The organism is Embleya sp. NPDC127516 (assembly GCF_044765325.1).
In the GTDB taxonomy this organism is placed as follows: domain Bacteria; phylum Actinomycetota; class Actinomycetes; order Streptomycetales; family Streptomycetaceae; genus Embleya.
On the sequence record NZ_JBIWJT010000031.1, the window covers coordinates 47,664 to 67,984 of the forward strand.

14 protein-coding genes and 4 pseudogenes are annotated in these 20,321 nt (G+C 69.7%); 10 read left to right on the forward strand and 8 right to left on the reverse strand.

The window, feature by feature from the left end; genetic code table 11:
- Window positions 1–32: 32 nt before the first annotated feature.
- On the forward strand, window positions 33–401 hold the full coding sequence (locus tag ACIRL2_RS40255) for a nuclear transport factor 2 family protein (RefSeq protein WP_395872849.1): 369 nt from the start codon (window positions 33–35) through the stop codon (window positions 399–401).
- Window positions 402–1,013: 612 nt separating this feature from the next.
- Here ACIRL2_RS40255 and ACIRL2_RS40260 read toward each other — a convergent pair.
- The 3 genes and pseudogenes from ACIRL2_RS40260 to ACIRL2_RS40270 form a co-directional block, all read right to left on the reverse strand.
- Window positions 1,014–2,325: pseudogene (locus ACIRL2_RS40260) on the reverse strand (GNAT family N-acetyltransferase).
- On the reverse strand, window positions 2,322–3,377 hold the full coding sequence (gene rsgA, locus ACIRL2_RS40265) for a ribosome small subunit-dependent GTPase A (protein WP_402239080.1): 1,056 nt from the start codon (window positions 3,375–3,377) through the stop codon (window positions 2,322–2,324). The pseudogene ACIRL2_RS40260 and the gene rsgA overlap by 4 nt, the downstream one beginning before the upstream one ends.
- A gap of 908 nt (window positions 3,378–4,285) precedes the next feature.
- Window positions 4,286–4,624, reverse strand: a complete 339-nt coding sequence (locus ACIRL2_RS40270) for a hypothetical protein (RefSeq protein WP_402239082.1) — start codon at window positions 4,622–4,624, stop codon at window positions 4,286–4,288.
- Between the two features lie 44 nt (window positions 4,625–4,668).
- Between ACIRL2_RS40270 and ACIRL2_RS40275 the strand changes: the two are divergent.
- A pseudogene (locus tag ACIRL2_RS40275) lies at window positions 4,669–5,101 on the forward strand (Tn3 family transposase); the annotation flags it as partial.
- Window positions 5,102–5,132: 31 nt separating this feature from the next.
- Here the strand turns inward: ACIRL2_RS40275 and ACIRL2_RS40280 are convergent.
- The gene (locus ACIRL2_RS40280) at window positions 5,133–5,882 is read right to left on the reverse strand and encodes an AraC family transcriptional regulator (protein ID WP_402239085.1); all 750 of its coding nucleotides are present in this window, start codon (window positions 5,880–5,882) and stop codon (window positions 5,133–5,135) included.
- Between the two features lie 62 nt (window positions 5,883–5,944).
- Between ACIRL2_RS40280 and ACIRL2_RS40285 the strand changes: the two genes are divergently transcribed.
- Together ACIRL2_RS40285 and ACIRL2_RS40290 are read left to right on the forward strand one after the other, a co-directional pair.
- Window positions 5,945–7,312, forward strand: a complete 1,368-nt coding sequence (locus ACIRL2_RS40285; protein ID WP_402239087.1) for an MFS transporter — start codon at window positions 5,945–5,947, stop codon at window positions 7,310–7,312.
- 643 nt (window positions 7,313–7,955) lie between these two features.
- Window positions 7,956–8,144, forward strand: a pseudogene (locus ACIRL2_RS40290) (DUF664 domain-containing protein); the annotation flags it as partial.
- A 24-nt stretch (window positions 8,145–8,168) separates the two neighbouring features.
- Here the strand turns inward: ACIRL2_RS40290 and ACIRL2_RS40295 are convergent.
- Entirely contained in the window at window positions 8,169–8,678 is a 510-nt protein-coding gene (locus tag ACIRL2_RS40295; RefSeq protein WP_402239090.1) for an NUDIX domain-containing protein, read from the reverse strand.
- A gap of 633 nt (window positions 8,679–9,311) precedes the next feature.
- Between ACIRL2_RS40295 and ACIRL2_RS40300 the strand changes: the two are divergent.
- Window positions 9,312–9,515 (forward strand): annotated as a pseudogene (locus ACIRL2_RS40300) (helix-turn-helix domain-containing protein); the annotation flags it as partial.
- Window positions 9,516–9,676: 161 nt separating this feature from the next.
- Here ACIRL2_RS40300 and ACIRL2_RS40305 read toward each other — a convergent pair.
- Window positions 9,677–11,149 (reverse strand): SulP family inorganic anion transporter, encoded by a 1,473-nt coding sequence (locus ACIRL2_RS40305; protein ID WP_402239091.1) that lies wholly within the window; start codon window positions 11,147–11,149, stop codon window positions 9,677–9,679.
- Between the two features lie 47 nt (window positions 11,150–11,196).
- A complete protein-coding gene (locus tag ACIRL2_RS40310; protein ID WP_402239094.1) occupies window positions 11,197–11,790 on the reverse strand; it encodes a carbonic anhydrase in 594 nt (197 codons plus the stop codon).
- A gap of 1,275 nt (window positions 11,791–13,065) precedes the next feature.
- On the opposite strand from ACIRL2_RS40310, the gene ACIRL2_RS40315 reads away from it, so the two are divergent.
- The gene (locus ACIRL2_RS40315) at window positions 13,066–13,641 is read left to right on the forward strand and encodes a transposase (RefSeq protein WP_402239096.1); all 576 of its coding nucleotides are present in this window, start codon (window positions 13,066–13,068) and stop codon (window positions 13,639–13,641) included.
- Between the two features lie 452 nt (window positions 13,642–14,093).
- Window positions 14,094–14,537, forward strand: a complete 444-nt coding sequence (locus tag ACIRL2_RS40320; protein WP_402239098.1) for a transposase — start codon at window positions 14,094–14,096, stop codon at window positions 14,535–14,537.
- Window positions 14,538–15,076: 539 nt separating this feature from the next.
- Here the strand turns inward: ACIRL2_RS40320 and ACIRL2_RS40325 are convergent.
- The gene (locus ACIRL2_RS40325; RefSeq protein WP_402239100.1) at window positions 15,077–15,646 is read right to left on the reverse strand and encodes an NADPH-dependent FMN reductase; all 570 of its coding nucleotides are present in this window, start codon (window positions 15,644–15,646) and stop codon (window positions 15,077–15,079) included.
- A 764-nt stretch (window positions 15,647–16,410) separates the two neighbouring features.
- On the opposite strand from ACIRL2_RS40325, the gene ACIRL2_RS40330 reads away from it, so the two are divergent.
- The 3 genes from ACIRL2_RS40330 to ACIRL2_RS40340 are packed head-to-tail and all read left to right on the forward strand — an operon-like array spanning window position 16,411 to window position 19,992.
- The gene (locus ACIRL2_RS40330) at window positions 16,411–17,283 is read left to right on the forward strand and encodes a fumarylacetoacetate hydrolase family protein (protein WP_395872839.1); all 873 of its coding nucleotides are present in this window, start codon (window positions 16,411–16,413) and stop codon (window positions 17,281–17,283) included.
- A 4-nt stretch (window positions 17,284–17,287) separates the two neighbouring features.
- On the forward strand, window positions 17,288–18,517 hold the full coding sequence (locus ACIRL2_RS40335; RefSeq protein ID WP_402239102.1) for a CaiB/BaiF CoA transferase family protein: 1,230 nt from the start codon (window positions 17,288–17,290) through the stop codon (window positions 18,515–18,517).
- Window positions 18,514–19,992: a carboxyl transferase domain-containing protein gene (locus tag ACIRL2_RS40340; RefSeq protein WP_402239104.1), complete on the forward strand. Its 1,479-nt coding sequence runs from the start codon at window positions 18,514–18,516 to the stop codon at window positions 19,990–19,992. The genes ACIRL2_RS40335 and ACIRL2_RS40340 overlap by 4 nt, the downstream gene beginning before the upstream one ends.
- Window positions 19,993–20,321 lie beyond the last annotated feature (329 nt).

Here is a 20,321-nt window from a genome sequence, read left to right on the forward strand (position 1 = left end):
GACCCACGAAATTCCCGAGGAGAACACGAACCATGCGCATCACCGACCCCGACTCCTTCGCCCACCGCTACGTGGCCATGTGGAACGAACCGGAACACGGGGCCCGCCGGTCGGCCATCATCGAATTGTTCGCCCCCGGCGCCGTCCACTACACGCCCACACGCGAGGTCCACGGGCACGCGGAAATGGAATCCCGGGTGCGGGGATCGTACGAGCAATGGGTCAAGCCGGGCGTCCACTTCTTCCGAGCGGCCGGCGCCGACGCCCACCACGACGCGGTACGGCTCACCTGGGAAATGGTTTCTGCGGCCACCGGCGAAATTGCCTCCGTGGGAACGGACTTCATCGTCGTCGACGCGACCGGGCGCATACTCGCCGACTACCAGTTCATCGTGAGCTGACAGATCGGATCGGCCACGCGCGTAGCCGGCCGCATGACTGCCACCAGCGAGTTTCGTATCGCTCGCATGCATCAGGGCACCTACCGCGGCCGCTTCGGAAAGCTCCCTGTCCGTAGCAAGGCGTCCGGGACCAGCTCTGCCCCGGAACGTAGCTCGTAGCCATCGGTCCAGGCGGTTCTTCACTCCCGACAGTGTGACGGGACCGCCTGGACCCGGCCGCCTTTCGAACACGGGATCCTTCGCCGCCGGTGCCCTGACGGGCGCCTGCGGCGAAGGATCCCGGAATCGTCGATTCCGCGTCTGCCGGAGCAGCACAAGAGCCTCGCCAAGACCGTCGTCACCTCCGCCGGGGTGCCGGTCCTGCCCAGGTCGCCATCCCCATCCGGCGACCGCGACCCGCTGCGGAACCCTGGAAGTGGACGGCACACCCATGGCCCTGCCGCCCCCGGAGACCCCTGCCCACCGACGCGGAGTTCCACGACAGCGACCGGGCCCGTGTCGATCCGCGTCACGTGTGGCGGGACGGCTCCGATCGTCGTGCCGGTCCGTTCCTCGATGGAAGGGCCTGTGGTGCCCCGGGGGTTCGAGTCCCCCGGGGCACGATGGGAGGGGTCAGACGCCGAAGGCGGCGGGGTACTCGATGGTTCCGGTGGGGACGGTGCGGGTGGTGTCGAGGGCCATGGCCATCATGGCCTCGTCCGGGACCTCGAAGGGTGCGCGGATACCGAAGCCGGAGGCCGGTGTGAAGCCGAACCGCGGGTAGTAGTCGGCGTGTCCCAGGACGAGGACGAGGTTTTCGCCCATGGCCCGGGCCGCGTCGAGCCCGGCACGGATCGCGGCGGAGCCGGCGCCGGTGCGCTGGGCCGAGGGCACGACCGCGCAGGGTGCCAGGGCGAGGGCGGGTGCGCCGTCCACGTGGCAGCGGGTGATCAGCGCGTACCCGGTCGCGGTGCCGTCGGGGGCCGTGCTGACCATGGACAGTCCGTCGATCCACGCCTTCGGGTCGGCGCGCAGGGCGTCGACGATGTCGGCCTCCAGGCCGGTGGGGAAGGCCGCGAGGAGGATCTCGCGGATGGCTGGGAGGTCCTCGGTGGTCTCGGGGCGGGTGGTCCAGGTCGTCATGGTCTCGTCCTCGGTGGTGTGGGGGGTGTGGTCGTGGGGGCGGAGGATGTAGAGCGCGTAGTCGTAGTCGCCGCCGTGTTCGCGCCGCATGTCGATCTCCGTGCGGTGTGCGGCCAGGGCCTGCGACATGCCGGGGTGCCGCCGGTCGGCTCGGTCCATGCGCTCGGTGAGCGGCGTGTAGTACTCGTCCCACCAGTCGCTTTCGGGCAGCGGGCGGTGCGCGTGGAGGCGGTAGCCGGCGGCCCGGGCGGCGGCGGTGTTCGCGGCGTGGGTGCGCAGCGGGTAGACCGCGTCCCAGTAGGCGCGCACCGGGTCGGCGGGGTGGGGCACGGTCCATTCGATCTCGGTGAGGACGATGACGCCGCCCGGGGCGAGCAGGCGACGCCAGGCGCGCAGGGCGACGTCGAAGCCGATGGTGTAGACGGACCCTTCGGCCCAGATCACGTCGAAGCCGTGGTCGGGGACGGGCGGTCGGTCCATCGAGCGGTTGACGACCGTGATCCGGTCGCCCAGGCCCCGGCGGGCCGCTTCGGCGGCGAGGCTGTCCAGGAACGGCTGGTGCAGGTCGACCGCGGTCACGTGCGCGCCGGCTTCTTCTTTCGGCCAGGAGCAGTGCGGAGCGGCCGGGGCCGCAGCCGGCGTCCAGGATCCGCGGGTGCTCGGGCAGCGGTCCGGCCATCTTCAATGCGTGCCGTGTGGTGGCGTCCGAGCCCGGGCCCTGCCGGGGCAGGCCGTGGTGCAGGGTGAAGAACGCCTGCGTCACCGGGTCTCCGCCGTGGGTGGGGGTGTCGTTGTTGGTCATTTCCGGTTCTCCCGGAACCGGTAGGTGGCGCGCAGGTGGCGGGTGATGTCTTTTTTGGTGGCCTCGCGGTCGGCGCGCAGCCGGGCGTCGGTGCGGGAGGCGGAGTAGGCGTTCTCGCGCAGTAGTCGGTGGTAGCTGTCCAGACGGCGTCGGGGGATCTCGCCGGTCTCGACGGCGGCGAGCACCGCGCAGCCGGGTTCGTTCTCGTGTGCGCAGTCGGTGAACCGGCAGGTCTGTGCGAGGTGTTCGATCTCGGCGAAGGTCTGTTCCAGCCCGCTGTGGGCGTCGTGGAGACCGATGGCGCGCAGGCCGGGGGTGTCCATCAGGACCCCGCCGCCGGGCAGCGGGAGCAACTCCCGCCAGGAGGTGGTGTGTCGGCCCTTGCCGTCCGCCTCGCGGACTGCGCCGGTGGCCAGCCGGTCCTCGCCGAGCAGCCGGTTGCCCAGCGTGGACTTGCCCGCTCCGGAGGGGCCGAGCAACACGACGGTGCCGCTCACGACGGCGGTGAGGGTGTCCAGGCCCTGTCCGGTCACGGCGCTGGTGACGAGGACGTCCACACCGGCGGCCACCCCGGACACCTGCTCCTCCGCGGAGGCCGGGTCCGCGCATGCGTCGGCCTTGGTGAGCACCACGACCGGCCGGGCGCCGCTCTCCCATGCCAGGGCGAGCATGCGTTCGGTCCGACCGTGGTTGAGCGGTGCCGCGAGCGAGACCGTCACCACGACGGTGTCGACGTTGGCGGCCAGGACCTGGCCGTGCGAGGTACGCGAGGAGGACGAGCGCACCAGGGCGGTGCGACGTTCCAGCGTCGCGTGCAGCACCGGGGCACGGCCGTCGGCGGGGCGCAGTGCCGCCCAGTCTCCCGTGCACGGCGCCGACGACGGGTCACCGTGATCGGCGGTGCCGGGAATGTCCGCGCGGAGGATTCCGGCGTCGGTGACCGCCTGGCACGAGCCGCGTTCGGCCCGCGCGATGCGGGCGGGGGTCAGTCCGGCGGCGCGGTGGGGCGCGAAGGCGTGTTCACACGCCTCGTCCCAGCCGTAGTCTGCCAAGGAATGCGGTTGAGGATGCTGTGTAAAGGATTGAGACAACGTAGGGACCCTTGAAAAGGGACCCCGATCGGCACAGTGGATCGCCTACCGCGAGCTGTCGAAGCTCGTGCGGGGGCATCGCCGTCAGGTCAGACCGGGGCCCGGGACGTGAGGATGGTCCGGCGGGCACTGCACACGGCAGCGGCCTTGGCGACAGACATCAACTCACCCCCCTTTTCGGTCCCGCAGCGACCTGGTTGTTGCTGCGCCAGTGAGGTTAGCGCCATTCCCGGTTTCGGACAACACCCGGAACGGAGGTGCGTCGGCGCACGGTTCGGCTCGGGCGGCGCGGTCGCGTGCGGCGACAGGTCGAGCCCAGTGCGTTGGGGCTGGCCGGGCAGGAGCAGGCAGGCGGCCGTCGCCGCGCGGAACGGCTCCGGGTGGCGTCCTTCGCGGGGCTGTAGCCGAATCCCCCAGTCCGGCCACAGGAGTTGGGGGACGAACCTGCTGCGATCTCGCGAGGCTTCGTCGCGTGGCAGACGGGCGGTGGGCAGCGGGGTGCGATGTCGGATGCGGTCGACGAGGTCGAGTCGACGTCGGCGGCACGCAGGAGCGGGCCCCGTGCTTGTTCGGACAACCGGCGCCGGCTCCCAAGGGGCATGCCGTCGGGGACGACCCGGGTGGTGATCCGGCCTCGCCGGCGGATCGCCCGCAACTCCGCGATCGCGGCCGCCTACTCGCCGGCGTCGAGCAGGCGCCGCGCCCAACGGCTTCCGTCTCGTCCAGGGCCAGTGTCCAACCCCGGACCCGCCCACTCGTGGTCAGGACCATGCCGGCCGCCGGCTCGCCCACGCTCATCCTCGACCGGCCCGGATGCCCGAAGAACTCCAGCATCGCCCGGTTGAAATCCCGCATCCCCGTGCTCCCGGTCAATCCGATCCGGGATACCGGCCACCGCTCGTGCCCGGACGCCGTGTACTCGCCCTCCTCCGCAACCGTCCGCCGGTGGAACGCCCGGCCCATCGCCAGCACCGACGTGCTCTTGCCCAGCCGGGGAACACGTCGACCGCCGCCGCGCCCTTGGCCTTGTCACCGTCCTGCGGATTGCTGTCCAGGATGTCCCACAAGTCCTCGTGCTGCGCCTCCAGTTGCGGCGTCCTCAAAGACCCGAGGTTGGCGTGCCAGACGCGGCGGGCCCGGTCGAAGGCGATCCTGGCCGCATCCGGCAGAGCACGCAGCTCGACCGTCGTCAGGGACTCGGGTTGCACCCGGGCGGGCGCGTTGAATGGGGAATCTGGACGGTACCGCCGCGCGGCTGGCGGAGTTGTCGCGGTACGGGGTGGACGGCAAGGCGACGCTGCTGCGGCGGCACGGCGATTCCCAGGGCGGTTGGCGACGTTGCCGGCCACTGCCGTGTATCCGACGACACGGGCCGTGGACGATGCGCTGGATCTGCTTTGCTGATCGCCACGAAGCTGCCGGCGAAAGCCGAGCGGGAGACGGTGAAGGGCAAGATCAAGACGCTGCCGAAGGTGGAACGGGCGTCGGCGAAGCCGGCGACCGCCTTTCAGGTCGTGTTCGACACGACCTCGAAACGGGTCGACACCGACACCGGCGAGATCCACAGGCCCGCCGTGGGGTCGTTCGAGGCGATGTGGCAGCGCATCGAGGCGGTGGTGCCGCGCCGGGAACCGGCCGCCGCGATCGCGGCGCTGTTCGAGTTGGCGCCCCCGCCGGACTCGGACGGGACGAGGCGTGCCTGCCCACCGGAACAGTTCAACGACTGTGCAGGTAGCGCCGGGGCGTGGTGCCGACCGTGCGGCGGAAGGCTGCCAGGAACGCGCTCGCCGTGGCGTATCCCACGGCGTGCGCCACTCGTGAAACCGGCTGCCCCTCGGCCAACAGCGGCAGCGCGGCCTGCAGCCGCACCTGGGTTCGCCAATGCTCGAAGCTCATGCCGGTGTCCTGCACGAACAGCCGCGTCAACGTCCGTCGGCTCACCCCGGCGGCGCGGGCGTGCGCCTCCAAGCTGCGGGGGTCGGCCGGATCCGCCAGTAGCGCGGCCGCCACTGCCCGGACGCGTTCATCGGTAGGTTGCGGTACGTCGATGGGTCGGGTGGGCAGCGGGTGCAGCAGGTCGGGCAGCAGAGCCTCGGCACGCCGCCGCGCTTCGTCGGCGAGGTCGGTGCGGGCGAGGTACCCGATCAGCTCGGCCAGCAGGCCGTCGACGCCGACCGCGGTGGGTTCGGGCCAGTCCAGGGGGCAGCGTTCCGGCGGCAGGTACAGGCTGCACAGCACCGCGCCGCGGGTCGCGCCGGTCGTGTGGGTGACGCCCGCGGGCAGCCACAGCGCCCTGGTGGGCGGCAGGACCCAGTACACCTCGCCCACACCGACGCTCAGTACTCCGCTCCGGGTCCACGCGAGCTGGTGGTGGGTGTGATGATGCGCGGGGATCCACTCGCCCGAGGCCAAGGGGAACCGGCCGACGAGAATCGCGCCCACGTCCTGCATGCGGTTGTCCTCCATGCGACACAGTCTGGCCTCATCGCGGATTGTGGCCAAAATACGGCGGATCCTAGTGTGACCGCATGCCGATGATCATGCTGTGCCTGGTCCAGTTCATGCTCGTGCTCGACGACACCGTCGTCAGTGTGGCCCTGCCCAGCATCCGCGACGAACTCGGCTTCAGTGCCTCGGAGTTGCCCTGGGTGGTCAACGCCTACTTCCTTGCCTTCGGTGGACTGCTGCTCCTGTGCGGACGGATGGCGGACCTGCTGGGCCGACGCCGGGTGTTCCTCACCGGCGTGGCGCTGTTCGGGGCGGCCAGCCTGGCGTGCGGGCTCGCCCAGGAACCCTGGCAACTCGTCCTCGGGCGGTTCGTGCAGGGCGCGGGCGCCGCGATGGCCGGCCCGGCGGCAATGTCGATGATCATGCTCATGTACCCGGAACCGAAGGAGCGGGCCAAAGTCCTGGGCATCTGGGGCGGCGTCGCGGCCCTGGGCGGGACCTCGGGCCTGGTCCTGTCCGGAGCGCTCACCGACCTGGTGTCCTGGCGCGGGATCTTTCTGATCAACCTGCCCGTCGTCGCCGTGGCCCTGGCGCTGCTGCCCCGTCTGGTCCCCGAGTCCCGCGCCCCCGGCCCGCGCCACCTCGACGTTCCCGGCGCCGTCCTGCTCACCGGCGCCGCGGTGTCGCTGGTGTATGGCCTGCTGCGGTCAGGCGAAACCGTCTGGAACGATCCGATCGTCATCGCCGCCCTCACCCTGGCGGCCGTCCTCGCAGTTGCGTTCCAGCTGGCGGAGTCGCGGGCGGCGGCGCCGCTGGTGCCGAGGTCGTTCCTGCTCTCGCGGACGCGCGCAGTCGCCAACGGCGCGACCTTGTTGTTCTCCATGGCGATGTACGCGATGGCGTTCCTCCTGATGATCCAGGTGCAGACCGCCCTGGGGTACAGCCCGCTCCTGGCCGGCATCGCCTACCTGCCCTACGGCGCCGGCATCCTGGCGGGCATGTGGATGTCCTCGCGCATCTGGCTCCGGATCGGGACGCGCTGGGCACTCCTGCTCGCGTTCGCGATCAACGTCGCCGGCCTGCTCCTGCTCTCCGGCGTGGCAGCCGGCGACTCCTACGCGGCCCACGTCCTGCCCGGCATGCTCATCCTGAGCGTCGGCAACGGCCTGAGCCTGCCCGTCCTCGCCGCGGCCGCGGTCGCCGACACCACCGAGGACGACGCCGGCCTCGGCTCGGCCCTGTTCACCTCAGTCCAACAGATCGGCGGCGCCGTCGGGGTGGCCACGCTGGCCGTCATGGGCTACCCACGCGGCCTCACGGTGGGCGCGATCTGCGTGGCGCTCGGCGCCCTGCTCATCGTCGCCCTGCTGCCGCGCTCCGGCGGCCGGCGGCAGCACAGCGGACATGAGGGCGACGACCGAAGCGTCCCGGCAGCCGCTCCACGGTGAGGATCCGGGCCGCCGTGCCGGCCCGCACCGCGATACATCGTCGCGCCGGCACGGTCGACGATCGTGCCGTTCGGACTCACGAAATCGCGCACCACCCGGCCGGTCCGTAGGTCCGCAGGCGAGGCAGTCATCCCACGGTTCCGACAGTTGATCCAATCGACGGCCCCACGCCTGATGGAATTACCGGAGCTCAGCGGGGTCGGGAGCTTGGACCGTGCTTGCCGGAGACCGGGATGCAGATCGGGTGGCCGTGGCGTCGGGTCGCGGGGTGGAAGCCGCTGGACACGGCGTACGGAGAGGTGTCGCCTGCCGGGGGCATCCCGGCGCCGGATCGTCGAGTCGGTGGCGAGCAGTTCCCCGGCGATCCCGTACGTCACGGCCCGGGCGGGGGCGTTTGACGTCACCGGGGTACATTCCACGAACACCCGGGTGTCCCCCCGCTTTCGACGCACCGCCGAAGTACGCACTTCCTGGGCTCGCGAGTGCTGGTCGGTCTTGGATGCTTCGCCTCTACCAAGCATCCCGGAGCACACCATGACGGTGGCGGGCCGGGGTCCACTCCTCGGACCGGGGGTGGCCCGCGAGCACGCGTCCTTGCCATGATCGCCCGGTGACCGACGACCGGCGCATACACCCCTCGAAGGTGGCCGACGACCGTGCGTCGCTCATCTCGTTCCTCGACTACGAGCGGGCGACACTGGCCATGAAGTGCGCGGGCCTGACCGGCGACCGGTTGAAGCGCAAGGTGCTCCCGACCTCGGGGCTCACGCTCCTGGGCCTGGTGCGGCACGCGGCCTCCGTCGAGCGGACCTGGTTTCGCTCCATCGTTTCGGCTACTCGCGCGCGATTGAGCGATTCAAGCAGGGTGTTGAGGGTGCTCGGAGTCCGACTCGCGTGTGAGCCGGGCAAGGTGGGCATCCAGGCGTTGGACACGCTCCGGGAGGGCGTCCCGCAGGTTCCACCAACGGATCGCCGCGATCTCCTCGTTGGCCCGGAACTCCCGAACATCCGCGATGCGGCCCGCGAACAACGCCGCGTACTCGGCTCGCCCGTCGGGCGCCAGGACGAAGCCCGCGTAGCCGACGAACCGCAAAGGACCGTCGGACTCCTGACCGCTCTCCTCCCACAACTCGCGCACCGCCGCCCCGCGCGGAGACTCGCCCACCTCCACCCGGCCACCGGGAAGTTCCCACCCCCGCCGGAACCGATCGAAGACCATCAGGACACGATCGCCGTGCCACAGAGCCACCAACGCCGCCGGCAACGGCGCGTCCGACGGCGGCGCGCCCTCAACGCCGCCCACAAAGCAGACCAGGACGTTGCCCCGATCATCGACCGCGAGCGGCGGGATTCCGAAGACAGGCACCTCGCCATGATTCCCGGCACGTCGTCGGGCAAGCCCGATCCAGCACGATCGCAACGCCACCACGCGTCGAGGGGGTACCGCAACACTGTTTTCCGCAGGGATCCCACCACCGGCGTGAGGAAACCCCGTGCGCGATCGACCGAGCCCGCGAGCAGAGCCACCGGCCCACCGACCCCTCTGCGGTGCCCGGGGCCGGGGTCCGGTCGGGTGTGGGTCGATCCGGCCGGCCCGGCGAGAGGCTCGAAGGCCCGGATCAGCGCGGCCAACGCGGCCGTGACCGCGCCGAGTTCCCGGGCCGGGCGCCGTTCGACCGACACGCCCCCGGTGAGCCGTTCGCTCCTGGAGGCACTGCCGAACCTGTTGGTGATCCGCGCGGACGAGTGGGATTGCCCGCTGATCCCGTTGCTCACGGCCGAGATCGCCGAGGAGATTCGGCCAGGAGGAGCTGCTCGACCGGCTGTTGGACCTCTTGCCGATCGCGACCCTGCGGGCGTGGTTCGGACGTTCCGCGGCGGACGCCCCGGATTGGTACCGGGGGCGTCGCGACCCGATCGTCGGTCGGGAGGCCCCGTGCTTGATCCACAACTGCCCTGAACTCCCGTAAAGCGTCGCCTCGTTGGCGAGTTCGACGGGGTGTCGCGGGCCTCGTTCACGCGGCGGTTCACCGAGCTGATCGGTGAACCGCCGATGGCGTTCCCGAGCCCGTGGCGCCTCGCGCCGGCCGCCGACCTTTTGTGTGATCCGCAGGCGACCGTCGGCGCGGTGGCCGAGAAGGTGGGCTACCGAAGCGCGTTCGCGCTCAGCACGGCGTTCAAGCGGGTCCGGCGGGTGCGCCCGCGCGAGCACCGCATTCGGACCCTGCGGCGCGAGGGGCCGGCCTGGACGGCTGCGAGGGAGAGCCACCGGCCTGGCACGCACCGAGTTCCACCCGGCCGCCGGTGCTTGCATCACGTCGACCGGTGGCCGATCCCCTCGCACTCCCCGCCCTGGCCGGTGGTCTACCCGGCGGGACCCGACTCGGGCCGGGCATTGACCCTGACCGGCTCGACACCCTCGGCGCTGTGGCGGGCGGCCCAGTTCTCCAGGGATGTCCGGCACGCGTGGTCGAGGTGGCGCAGGCCGGACATGTGTACTTCGATGGGCCGGTTCTGCGGCAGGGCTTCCAGCGCGTCGAGGATTTTCGGCAGTCTCAGGAACGTGGCGTTTCCGCTCAGGTGGGCCTGGATGGGACCGGCGCCCTTGTCTATCACGTCCACGCGCACGTGGGAGGTGTCCCAGGCCGTCTTGGCCACGGCCAGGGCGAGCCCGATGAGAACACCCTCGAACATGCTCACCGCGACGATCGCGACGGCGGTGACGACCAGGATCAGGGCCTCGCCGCGGTGTCCGGGCCACAGTTGCCGCAACGCCGCGACGGGGATGAGCTTGCAGCCCGCGTGCACCAGGACACCGGCGAGCGCCGCGAGCGGGATGACACCGAGGGCCGCGGGCAGCAGGGCCGCGAACAGGAGCAGCCACACGCCGTGCAGTACGCGCGACGCCTTGGTCCGTGCGCCGGCCTGGACATTGGCGGCGCTGCGGACGATGACCGCGGTCATCGGCAGTGCGCCGAGTGCGCCGCACAGGGTGTTGCCCGCGCCCTGTGCCATCAACTCCTTGTCGTAGTCGGTGCGTTGTCCGTCGTGCAGTCGGTCCACCGCGGCCGCGCTGAAAAGGCTTTCCGCCGAGGCGATGAGGGTGAACGCGAGGACCGTGCCGATGAGGCCGACGCCCGCCAGCTGCCCGAAGTCGCCGACGTCCGGCGGCTGGATGGCCCCCTGCAGGCCCTGCACCTCGATTTTCGCGACGGGCAGTCGGAAGAGCATCGAGGCGGAGGTCGCCAGAGCGACAGCGGCGAGCGGAGCCGGGACGACCCGTGCGCGCGTGGGAAGCTTCTTCCACAGCACGAGCACCGCGATCGTGCCCGCCCCCAACGCGAAGGCTGCCTGCGCGCTGCCGGAACGCGCCGTGTCGAAGAGCATGTCGGGCAATCCGGCGATCTTCGCCAGTCCTCCGGAGGGGGCTTTCGCGTCGGCCATGGAGTAGAGCTGGCCGGCGATCAGGACCAGCCCGATCCCGGCCAGCATGCCTTCGACGACCGCAACGGAAATGGCCCTGAACCATCGGCCCAGGCGCAGGGCACCCATGAGCAGTTGGAGCAGCCCGGCTGCGAGGACGATGACGCCGAGGAGGGGCAGACCGTACTTCTGTACGGCCTCGTAGACGAGGACGGTGAGCCCGGCGGCCGGGCCGGAGACTTGCAGGCTGCTGCCCGGCAGCAGACCGGTGAGCAGGCCGCCGACGATGCCGGTGACCAGCCCGAGTTCGGCCGGGACGCCGGATGCGACGGCGACGCCCACGCACAGGGGCAGCGCGACGAGGAAGACGACGAGGGAGGCGGTGAAGTCGCGCCGCAGATCGAAGGAATCCACGTTCCTGGGGCCGCGGAGCAGGGTCGGCCACCGCCTTTCGGGCGCGCTCACAGGGGGAGAAAGGTGTCGGCGTGTGCGCGATGGGCGAGCACGGAACCGGTGTGGACCTCGTAGAACCAGCCGTGCAGGCGCAGTCGCCCATCCGCCAGCCGGCGGGCGACGCACGGGTAGGCGCGCAGCCGGTCGAGCTGGTCCAGGACGTGGGACTGCACCGCCTCTGCGATATCCGGGGGTCCGGAGTCGATGCCGTGGGGCAGTGGTGCCGCCTGCCGGAGCCAGTCCCGGACGGCGGGCAGCCCCGTCAGGTCCTCGCTCCGCGCCATCGCGCCGACCGCGCCGCAATGCGAGTGGCCGCACACGATGATGTCGGCGACGTCGAGCACCTCGACCGCGTACTCGATGGTGGCCGTCTCGCCCGCCGGATGCGACTGGTCGTGGCGGGGGACGATGTTACCGGCGGTGCGCAGCTCGAAGAGCTCCCCGGGGCGAGCCCCCGTGATCATGGAGGGAATGATCCGGGAGTCCGAGCAGGTGACGAACAGGGCGTGCGGCGACTGCCCTTCGGCAAGCCGACTTAATTCCTCGTGCCGCTGGGCTGCCCGTCGCGGGAATGCGCGGGCGTGGTCGACGAGATGCTTCATGTGAGGGTGCCTCCTGAGCGCCCTGTGGGCGCGTCGGTGTGACGGATGCGTCGGGGAGCGACGCAGATCGTGACAGGCGTGAGGGAGTGCCGCTGCCGGCGAGTGTCCGGTAGTGGACGTGCAGCGGCACACGGTGGGCGAAAGCGTGTACGGGGCGAGCGGAAGCCCAGGCGGGCAGGAATCCCGGAGGTGGGCAACCGCGCTTCGATTCAGCGGCCGAACACCCGGAGAACGCCGGACGTTCTCTCCCGCGGGGATCTGGGCCCGGCGAGCCGCCGGGCTGCGGAAGCTGCCGGGGCCGGCGTGGCGGGTCCCGAGACCGCCGACACGACGGGCTCCGCCGTTGGACAGGACAGGTCCCGAACACTCGGGTGTCTGCGGTCCCGGCCGTACCCGGCCGTCGCTTCGGGTGGGAAGTGGCCGCACGACGAAACGGTTTGGGGTCGTGCGGCGACGGGTGCGGCCACGCGCGCGCCCGATCCACCGGCTCCGTGGGCGCGCACCCGCCGCTCCGGCTCCATCTTGGCGGGCACGGCCCCGGACATCTGGACCATTCTGGCTCGGGTCACTCCTCGGCTCCTCGTGCAGCAGAGTCGGGCCGGACTCGGGTCGGAAGGTGGGAATGCTGTGGACGATTCGCCCCTGCGATCTCCACAGCTACGAGCATATTAGTGACTCATAGCAAACAGCTCGTAAACGCTGGGCGACCTGTCGGAATCAGGCGGTCACGCAAGGTGGTCGTCAGCGTCGCGTCCGCTGCAGAGTCGCCTCGGTTTGCGCTCGGGAAGCCCGAATGCTTGTACGCATGGACGAGTTCGGCCGGACTGAGCTTGCTCCGCTTTGACGGACACCGTCGTTGTGGTGGTCAGGCCGCGAGTACGGCTTCGTATTCGACGGGTGTGCGGTAGCCGAGTCTGCTGTGCAGCCTGCGGAAGTTGTACCAACCTTCGATGACCCTGTTCCTTAATTGAGTGAACCTGGGTGATCTTGCAGTTACGCGGGCTCTGCGGGATGGAGCCTGAAGTCGCGGCCTGTCAGGGGTGTTCGTCGTGCGGCCGCGGGACGGGGTGGTGTGGTGTCGATGGGTCGGGGTTCGGGTCGAGGGGTTCCCGAGACAACGCGGATGGTCGCGCGCGCGGCGTTCCCGAAGGGATGCCTGGCGATGCGAGTGCGGGATCCGCTCGGCCCGCTGTTCGACGACGAGGACTTCCGATCCGCGTTCGGGGTCCGGGGCCGTCCGGGGGGTTATCGCCCGGGCAACTGGCGCTGGTCTGCATGCTGCAGTTCGCCGAGAACCTGACCGATCGCCAGACCGCTCATGCGGTGCGGACGAGGATCGACTGGAAGTACCTGCTGGGCCTCGAACTGGCGGATCCCGGCTTCGACTTCACCGTGCTGACCGGGTTCCGGGATCGGCTTGTGGCTCACGGCCTGGAGGAGAAGGTCTTTGATCTCCTGCTGGAACGACTGGCGGACCTGAAACTGGTCGCGTCCGGAGGCCGGCAGCGCACGGACTCCACGCATGTGATTGCCGCGGTACGGGATCTGAACCGCCTGGAGTTCGTGGGCGAGACACTGCGTGCGGCGCTGGAGGCGATCGCGGTCTCGGCACCCGGCCGGCTCGTCACGTGGATGGATCCGTCCTGGCAGGGACGGTACGGAGCCCGGGTGGACTCCTATTGCCTGCCGAGCGAGGAGGACAAACGGGTCCGGCTCACGGAGCGCATCGCCGCCGACGGTACCTCCTGCTCGAAGCGGTCGTCTCTCCTGCGGCCCCCGGTTGGCTGCGGGAGGTCCCCGCGGTTGGAATCCTGCGGACGGTGTGGATGCAGCAGTTCAAGCGGACGGTAACCGACGGGGTGCAGGAGGCGGCCTGGCGGGGGCAAGGACGATCTCCCGCCCAGCAGAGACAGGATCACCTCGCCGTATGACCCGGACTCCCGCTGCGCGGTGAAGCGCGGCTCGGCCTGGGACGGCTACAAAGTCCACTTCAGTGAGACCTGCGACAGCCCCGAGTCCGGCCGCCCGCACGTGATCACCCACGTGGTCACCACAGATGCCACGGTCGGCGATGCGGTGGTTGTCGATGCGATCCACGACCGGCTCGACGACAAGGGACTGCTGCCGGCCGAGCGCCTGATGGACGCCGGCTACGTTTCCGCGGAGCTCCTGCTGACCGCGCCGACCGAGCGCGGCGTCCGCGTCACCGGCCCCGTCAGGCCGAACACCACGCGTCAGCCAGTTCGGGCCGCCGGCTTCGGAAAGACGACCTTCGCCATCAACTGGGTCTCACAAAAAGCCACTTGCCCCAACGGTTCCACCAGCCGCTACTGGACCGAGGCCACGACCACAATCACCGGCCGACGATCCGCATCCGCTTCGCCACCGAGACGTGCGCCCCGTGTCCGGTGCGCGACCAATGCACCAGCTCCACACGCTACGGGCGTCAACTCACCGTCCGTCCGCAGGAACGGGACGCCGTCCTCGAACGCGTCCGAGCCGAACAGGCCACAGATGAGCGGAAGGCCCGCTACGCGGTTCGCTCGGGCGTGAAAGCCACGATCCACCAGGCCGTCGCAGCCACCGGCGCCCGCCGGACACGCTATATGGGACTGCCGAAGACGCGCCTCGCCCACATCTTCACGGCCACAGCCATCAACCTCATCCGCCTCGACGCCTGGTGGAACGAAAAGCCACTCGCGCTCACCCGGACATCACACCTCGCAGCCCTCGACCTCGCCGCGTAGAGCTACTGGGCAACAGGGTCATCGAGGGCCACTACAACCGCCGACGCCTGCTCTCCGGACTCGGCTATCGCACGTCCCACGAAGTCCTGTGCCCAGAGCGGGAATTGAACCTCGTGGCATAGAACAACAGCAATCAACCCGTTCGGAAAACGCGGGGCTACTCAGGCGGTTGATCAGGATCCTGTCCTCCGCACCCCGGACGGCGTAGCCGGGGGCCACGTAGGAAGCCATCCGACAGCCCACTGCCGCGGAGACCACCGTGAATCACTCGATCACCTGCCCAATGGCCCGTCCGCTTTCCCGAGCACCCGCCGGGCGGATCCTCCTCCCACCGAGCGCTCGCCCGGGGCGCCGCGCGCCAAGGTCGCGGACGGCGACGTGACGGCGGATCTGACCGTCCCGTCCGATTTCCCCGCGCACGCGTCCGTCCCGTAACGCTCGCCCGAACAACTCGGCTCCCACCCCGAAATCGCCGGCGCGGGGAATGGCCACCGTCGAACACGATGCACGGACCCGGAACGCGCGGTGAACACAGCTGATCAGAGCTCGTCACCCAAGCGCAGTGGTCGCAGGGCCGCGCCCCAGGCAACCACCTGATCGAGCATCGAGCCCGCCGCCGCGTACTGGTGTTCGCGCGGTCGCAACTCGGTCTCGTCGACATAGTCCCCGTGGATCGTGAGCGCCACCTGGGCCGCCACGTCCGCAACCTGGAGTCCGCCCAGGACGAGTCTGAGGTGTTCCACGGCACGCGTGCCTCCGTCGTAGCCGTAGCTCACGAATCCGGCGGCCTTGTTGACCCACTCCGCGTAGAGAAAGTCGATTGCGTTCTTCAGCGCTCCGGAGGTGGAGTGGTTGTATTCCGGTGTCACGAACACGTAGGCGTCGAACGTCGCCATCTTCGCGGCCCATCGCTTCGTGTGTTCGTGCCTGTAGTCGTCGACAGCCGCCGGAATCGGCTCGTCCAGGAGAGGGAGTTCGAAGTCGCCGAGGTCGACGATCTCCCAGGTCGCGTCAGCGCGTCGGGACGCTGTCTCGTGAATCCAGCGGGCCACCGCACCGGCCCGGTTCCCGGGTCGGGTGCTTCCCACGACGATTGCCACGTTCAACATGGAGACTCCAGCTCTCTGTTCGTACACATGATCAATGGATCCGGGCGGCCGTAACCGCATGACCACAGGTCGGCCGCCGTACCTGCCCGCCCGTGTTTGGGAGGTGGCTGTCACCGCCGGGAGAGCGGTTCCAGGAGGTGGCGGAAGGCGTTGGTAAGGCCGAACGGACCTGACCGGCCCGCCCGAGGCCTGACCTACAACACGGAAACGTCCGTGATCCGACGCCGGATCACAGAGTGGTCGACGAGCGTGACGCTGCCGTGGGGCACCGGCCAGACCGTCATCCGCAGCCGTCTCGACGAGTCTGAGACCGGCGACGAGCCGACGTGCCGAGCGCTCGGTCGATCGGCGAGAGGTCGCTTCACGCCGCGCCTCACTGCCGTCCATGAGAATCCGCTTCAGCCCTACATACTTTGTAGGACTTAAACATCCTCTGCTGCGGCGGATCCTCTCGTCAAGTGTTCGCGTGATGCGATCGGGTCCCGGCTGAGACGCCGCGGTCGTCGAACGCGCGGACAGAACCCCGAACCGGCCGCATGACCCCGATCACCCGGGATTCGAGCTTGCTTGCCCTTGTGGCTCGAGGGCCCCGGCCTCGAGGTCTCGACCTCGCCGTTCGGCAGTGACGGCGAACACTGTCGACTCGAAAAGAGCTGGTGCTTTGTCCTACGTATGATGTTAAGGTCTGCGACTGCGACATCCACACAGCCCGCGCGCCCTTCGCGTCAGCGTCCTGGCGCACCATCGGTGAGGAGATCAATCGCATGAGCATCGTTGGAGTCCGGCACCCGAACGGCGCGGTCGACGTCGGCCGACTCGGCGAGGACGGCGCCACGGTCACCGTCCTCGCAAGCCTCGAAGAATTCTGGCGGGCGCCCGGGAGGTATCTGGCGAGCCCGACCCCCGACGACGCGGTCGCGTCGACCGATCTGGAACTGGTCCCCCCGGTACTTCCCGGTGCCCGGGTTTTCTGCGTCGGCCTCAACTATCGAGAACACGTCGAGGAGGGGTCCTACCGCGACGCCGAATCGCCGCGACACCCCACTCTCTTCGGCCGGTGGCCGGACACTCTCTCGGTGTCGGGCAAGGATGTGCCGGTGCCCACGGGAGAAGACGGTCTCGACTGGGAGGGCGAGGTCGTGGCCTGGATCGGATCGACGCTCACGGACAGCACGCCGGACGCTGCGCTGGCGGCCGTCGTCGGCTATTCCACGTTCAACGACATCACCGCCCGGCGCGCCCAAAAACTCACATCCCAATGGACCCTGGGCAAGAACGCCGACGCCTCGGGCCCCCTCGGCCCCCTGGTGCCGGCCGCCGACGTCGGGGACCTGCGCGACGGCTTGCGGGTGCGGACCCGGGTAAACGGCGAAGTCGTCCAGGACGGCAGCACCGACCAAATGATCTTCACCGTCGGAGACACGCTCGCTCACATCTCCAGGACGACGACGCTGCGCCCCGGAGACCTTCTCGCGACCGGCACCCCCTCGGGAGTCGGCTACGCACGAACGCCTGTGTGGCTGCTGCGGCCGGGCGACATCGTGGAGGTCGAAGTCGAGAAGCTGGGCCGCATACGCAACCGGATCGTCGGCAGCGAGGCGCGCCGACACCCGACCGGCCCGTCCGGGACGGTGTGACGCGATGATGCATCGCAGTGGCCCCCTCGACGATCTCCTGGTTCTCGACCTGTCACGCGCGCTCGCAGGTCCGCACGCCACGATGATGCTCGGCGACCTGGGCGCTCGCATCATCAAGGTGGAGACACCCGGGCGCGGTGACGACACCCGCGGCTGGGGTCCTCCCTTTCGGTGGCCCTCCGCGGACGGCCACGCGGGCACGGATACGGACGCCGGACCCGCCGACGAGCAACGGCGCGAATCCACCTACTTCCTGTCCGCCAATCGCAACAAGGAGTCGATCGCCCTGGACCTTCGCGACGAGGAGGACCGGGAGACCTTCCTGGCCCTGGTCGACCGCGCGGACGTCCTCGTCGAGAACTTCCGCACCGGCGTGCTCGAACGGCTCGGCCTGGGCATAGCGTCCCTGCACGACCGCAATCCCCGCCTGATCGCACTGTCGATCACCGGCTTCGGGCACGATGGACCCGAAGGCGGTCGAGCCGGCTACGACCAAATCGCCCAAGGCGAGGCGGGGCTGATGTCGATCACCGGATCCGGCCCGCAGGACCCCCAGAGGGTCGGCACACCGATCAGTGACATCCTCGCCGGCATGTACGGCGCCTACGGCGTGTTGGCGGCGCTCCATGACCGTCGACGAACCGGGATCGGCACCCTCGTGCGCACATCCCTGCTCGCCGCGACCGTCGGGGTCCACGGCTTCCAGGGCACACGCTGGACCGTGGCCGGCGAGGTGGGACGCGCGCAGGGCAACCATCATCCCTCGATCTCGCCCTACGGACTATTTCGATGCGCCGACGGGACCGTGCAGATCGCGGTCGGCAGCGAGGGCCTGTGGCACGACTTCTGCCATGCTTTCGGCCTCGCTCCGAACGAATCCGGTGTCGCGACGAACGCTGAGCGCGCGCGGGACCGGGAGCGAGTCGTCGCCCTCGTGGAGGAGGTGTTCGCGGACAGGAAGGCCGCCGAGCTGTTGGCGAGACTGGCCGAGGTCGGCATTCCCGCAGGCCGGGTCCGAACGCTCGACGAGGTCTACACATGGGAGCAGACCGCGAGCCAAGGGCTGCTGATCGATGTCGAACACGCCACCCTCGGCAGATTGACCCTGCCGGGTCCGCCGCTGCGGTTCTTCGACATCGACGGCGGCGAGACGACCGGGACCACCCACGATTCGCCACCCGTGCTCGATGAGCACGGCGACGAGATCCGCGCATGGTTGGGGGGATCCGCGTGAGCGATCGTATGACGGCCGGGGATCTGCTCGATCTCCTCTTGGATCAGGGTTCGTTCGAGTCGTGGGACGAGCCGGTGGATCACTTCGACCCGGATTCTGCGTATCGCCGGCAATTGGAGTCCGCAGCGGAACGCTCGGGGACGGACGAGTCGGTGGTCACCGGTCGCGGATTCGTTGGCGGTCGGCCCACGGCGGTGGTGGTGAACGAATTCCGCTTCCTGGCAGGATCGATCGGACGCGGCGCGGCCTTGCGCATCGTGTCGGCCGTTCGCCGGGCCACTGCCGAGGGCATTCCGATCATCGCGGCCACGGCCTCGGGCGGTACCCGAATGCAGGAGGGCACGCCCGCGTTCGTCCACATGGTCGACATCAGCCGCGCGCTCATGGAGCACCGCGCGGCCGGACTCCCGTACCTGGCCTACCTCCGCCATCCCACGACAGGCGGCGTGTTCGCGTCATGGGGCTCTCTTGCCCACTTCACCATGGCCGAGCCAGGGGCCCTGATCGGATTCCTCGGGCCCAAGGTCTACGAGTTGTTGGAAGGCAAACCCTTCCCACCCGGCATCCAGACCACCGAAGCCCTCGCCGACCGCGGCATCGTCGATGCCGTCGTCCCACCCGAGGAACTGCCGCAATTCGTGGACCGTGTACTGGGGTTGCTCCTCGACCCACCGACGCCGGCGACCCGAGACCGCCGGACCGGCGGAGTTTGCCGAACGCGGTCGACGTGGGAGTCGATCCGGATCACGCGCGGCCCACATCGTCCCGGCGTACACGAGGTCTTGCGCTATGGCAGCGATACCCTGGTCCGCCTGCGAGCCACCGAAGAGTGCGAGCATGACAGCGCCATCACCCTCGCGCTCGCCCGTATCGACGGACAGCCCTGCGTCGTGATCGGCCAGGACCGCGTCGCCCAATCGGGCCTCGCCCCCTTGGGTCCTACCGCACTGCGCGAGGCCCGGCGCGGGATGCGACTGGCCGACGAACTCGGTCTCCCTCTTGTCTCGTTCATCGACACCCCCGGCGCCGAACTGTCACCCGAGGCCGAACAGGGCGCCCTGTCCGGCGAGATCGCCCGTTGCATCGGGCGCATGTCCACGATGCGCGTTCCAACGGTGTCGGTACTGCTCGGGCAGGGCTGCGGTGGCGGAGCGCTGGCCCTCCTGCCCGCCCATTTCGTGATCGCGGTGGAAAACGCGTGGCTGTCACCGCTTCCGCCCGAGGGCGCCAGTGCGATCGTGCACGGCGACCTCGACCATGCGGCTGAGATGGCCCAAGCGCAGCGAGTCGGCGCGATCGACCTGCTGCGGGACGGCACGGTTCACCACATCGTGCCCGAATACGCCGACGACACCCCCGAAGCGCTCGCCTGCGCGATCGGCGCCGAGATCGGGGCAAGGCTCACCGCGCTGCGTTCGAGTACGGCGGGAACCATGTCTCCGCCACGGTTTCGGCGCCCTGATGAGGCACGTTAGCGATCGGGTCGGAGCACGGTGCCCCGAGCGGGGTGACACCACCCCAGGTCAACTGTTCTACAGGTATGAAAGCCATGCCGGACCCGGAGGCCGAGAGCCCCGGCCACGTTGGGATGTTCCTCGCGCTCCGAACCCCGGGGGGCGCATGTGACGTCGTTCCCGGACAGGGTTCGTGGCGACCTCCGGGCCTTGATCTACGACGGCCGCCCCCACGCCGTGTCGGCTTGTGTTCGACGCAAGAAGATCTCCGAGCCACCTATTGAACTTTGTAATACAAATGCCTAGTATCCTACGTACGTGCCTCCTCGCCGCCGCGCAGGAGAAGAGTG

Excerpts from the sequence above, each read along its gene's own strand:
- ACIRL2_RS40255 (WP_395872849.1), top strand. The coding sequence starts at position 33 with ATGCGCATCACCGACCCCGACTCCTTCGCCCACCGCTACGTGGCCATG.
- ACIRL2_RS40280 (WP_402239085.1), bottom strand. The coding sequence starts at position 5,882 with ATGGAGGACAACCGCATGCAGGACGTGGGCGCGATTCTCGTCGGCCGG.
- ACIRL2_RS40285 (WP_402239087.1), top strand. The coding sequence starts at position 5,945 with ATGCCGATGATCATGCTGTGCCTGGTCCAGTTCATGCTCGTGCTCGAC.
- ACIRL2_RS40310 (WP_402239094.1), bottom strand. The coding sequence starts at position 11,790 with ATGAAGCATCTCGTCGACCACGCCCGCGCATTCCCGCGACGGGCAGCC.
- ACIRL2_RS40315 (WP_402239096.1), top strand. The coding sequence starts at position 13,066 with ATGCTGCAGTTCGCCGAGAACCTGACCGATCGCCAGACCGCTCATGCG.
- ACIRL2_RS40325 (WP_402239100.1), bottom strand. The coding sequence starts at position 15,646 with ATGTTGAACGTGGCAATCGTCGTGGGAAGCACCCGACCCGGGAACCGG.
- ACIRL2_RS40330 (WP_395872839.1), top strand. The coding sequence starts at position 16,411 with ATGAGCATCGTTGGAGTCCGGCACCCGAACGGCGCGGTCGACGTCGGC.
- ACIRL2_RS40335 (WP_402239102.1), top strand. The coding sequence starts at position 17,288 with ATGATGCATCGCAGTGGCCCCCTCGACGATCTCCTGGTTCTCGACCTG.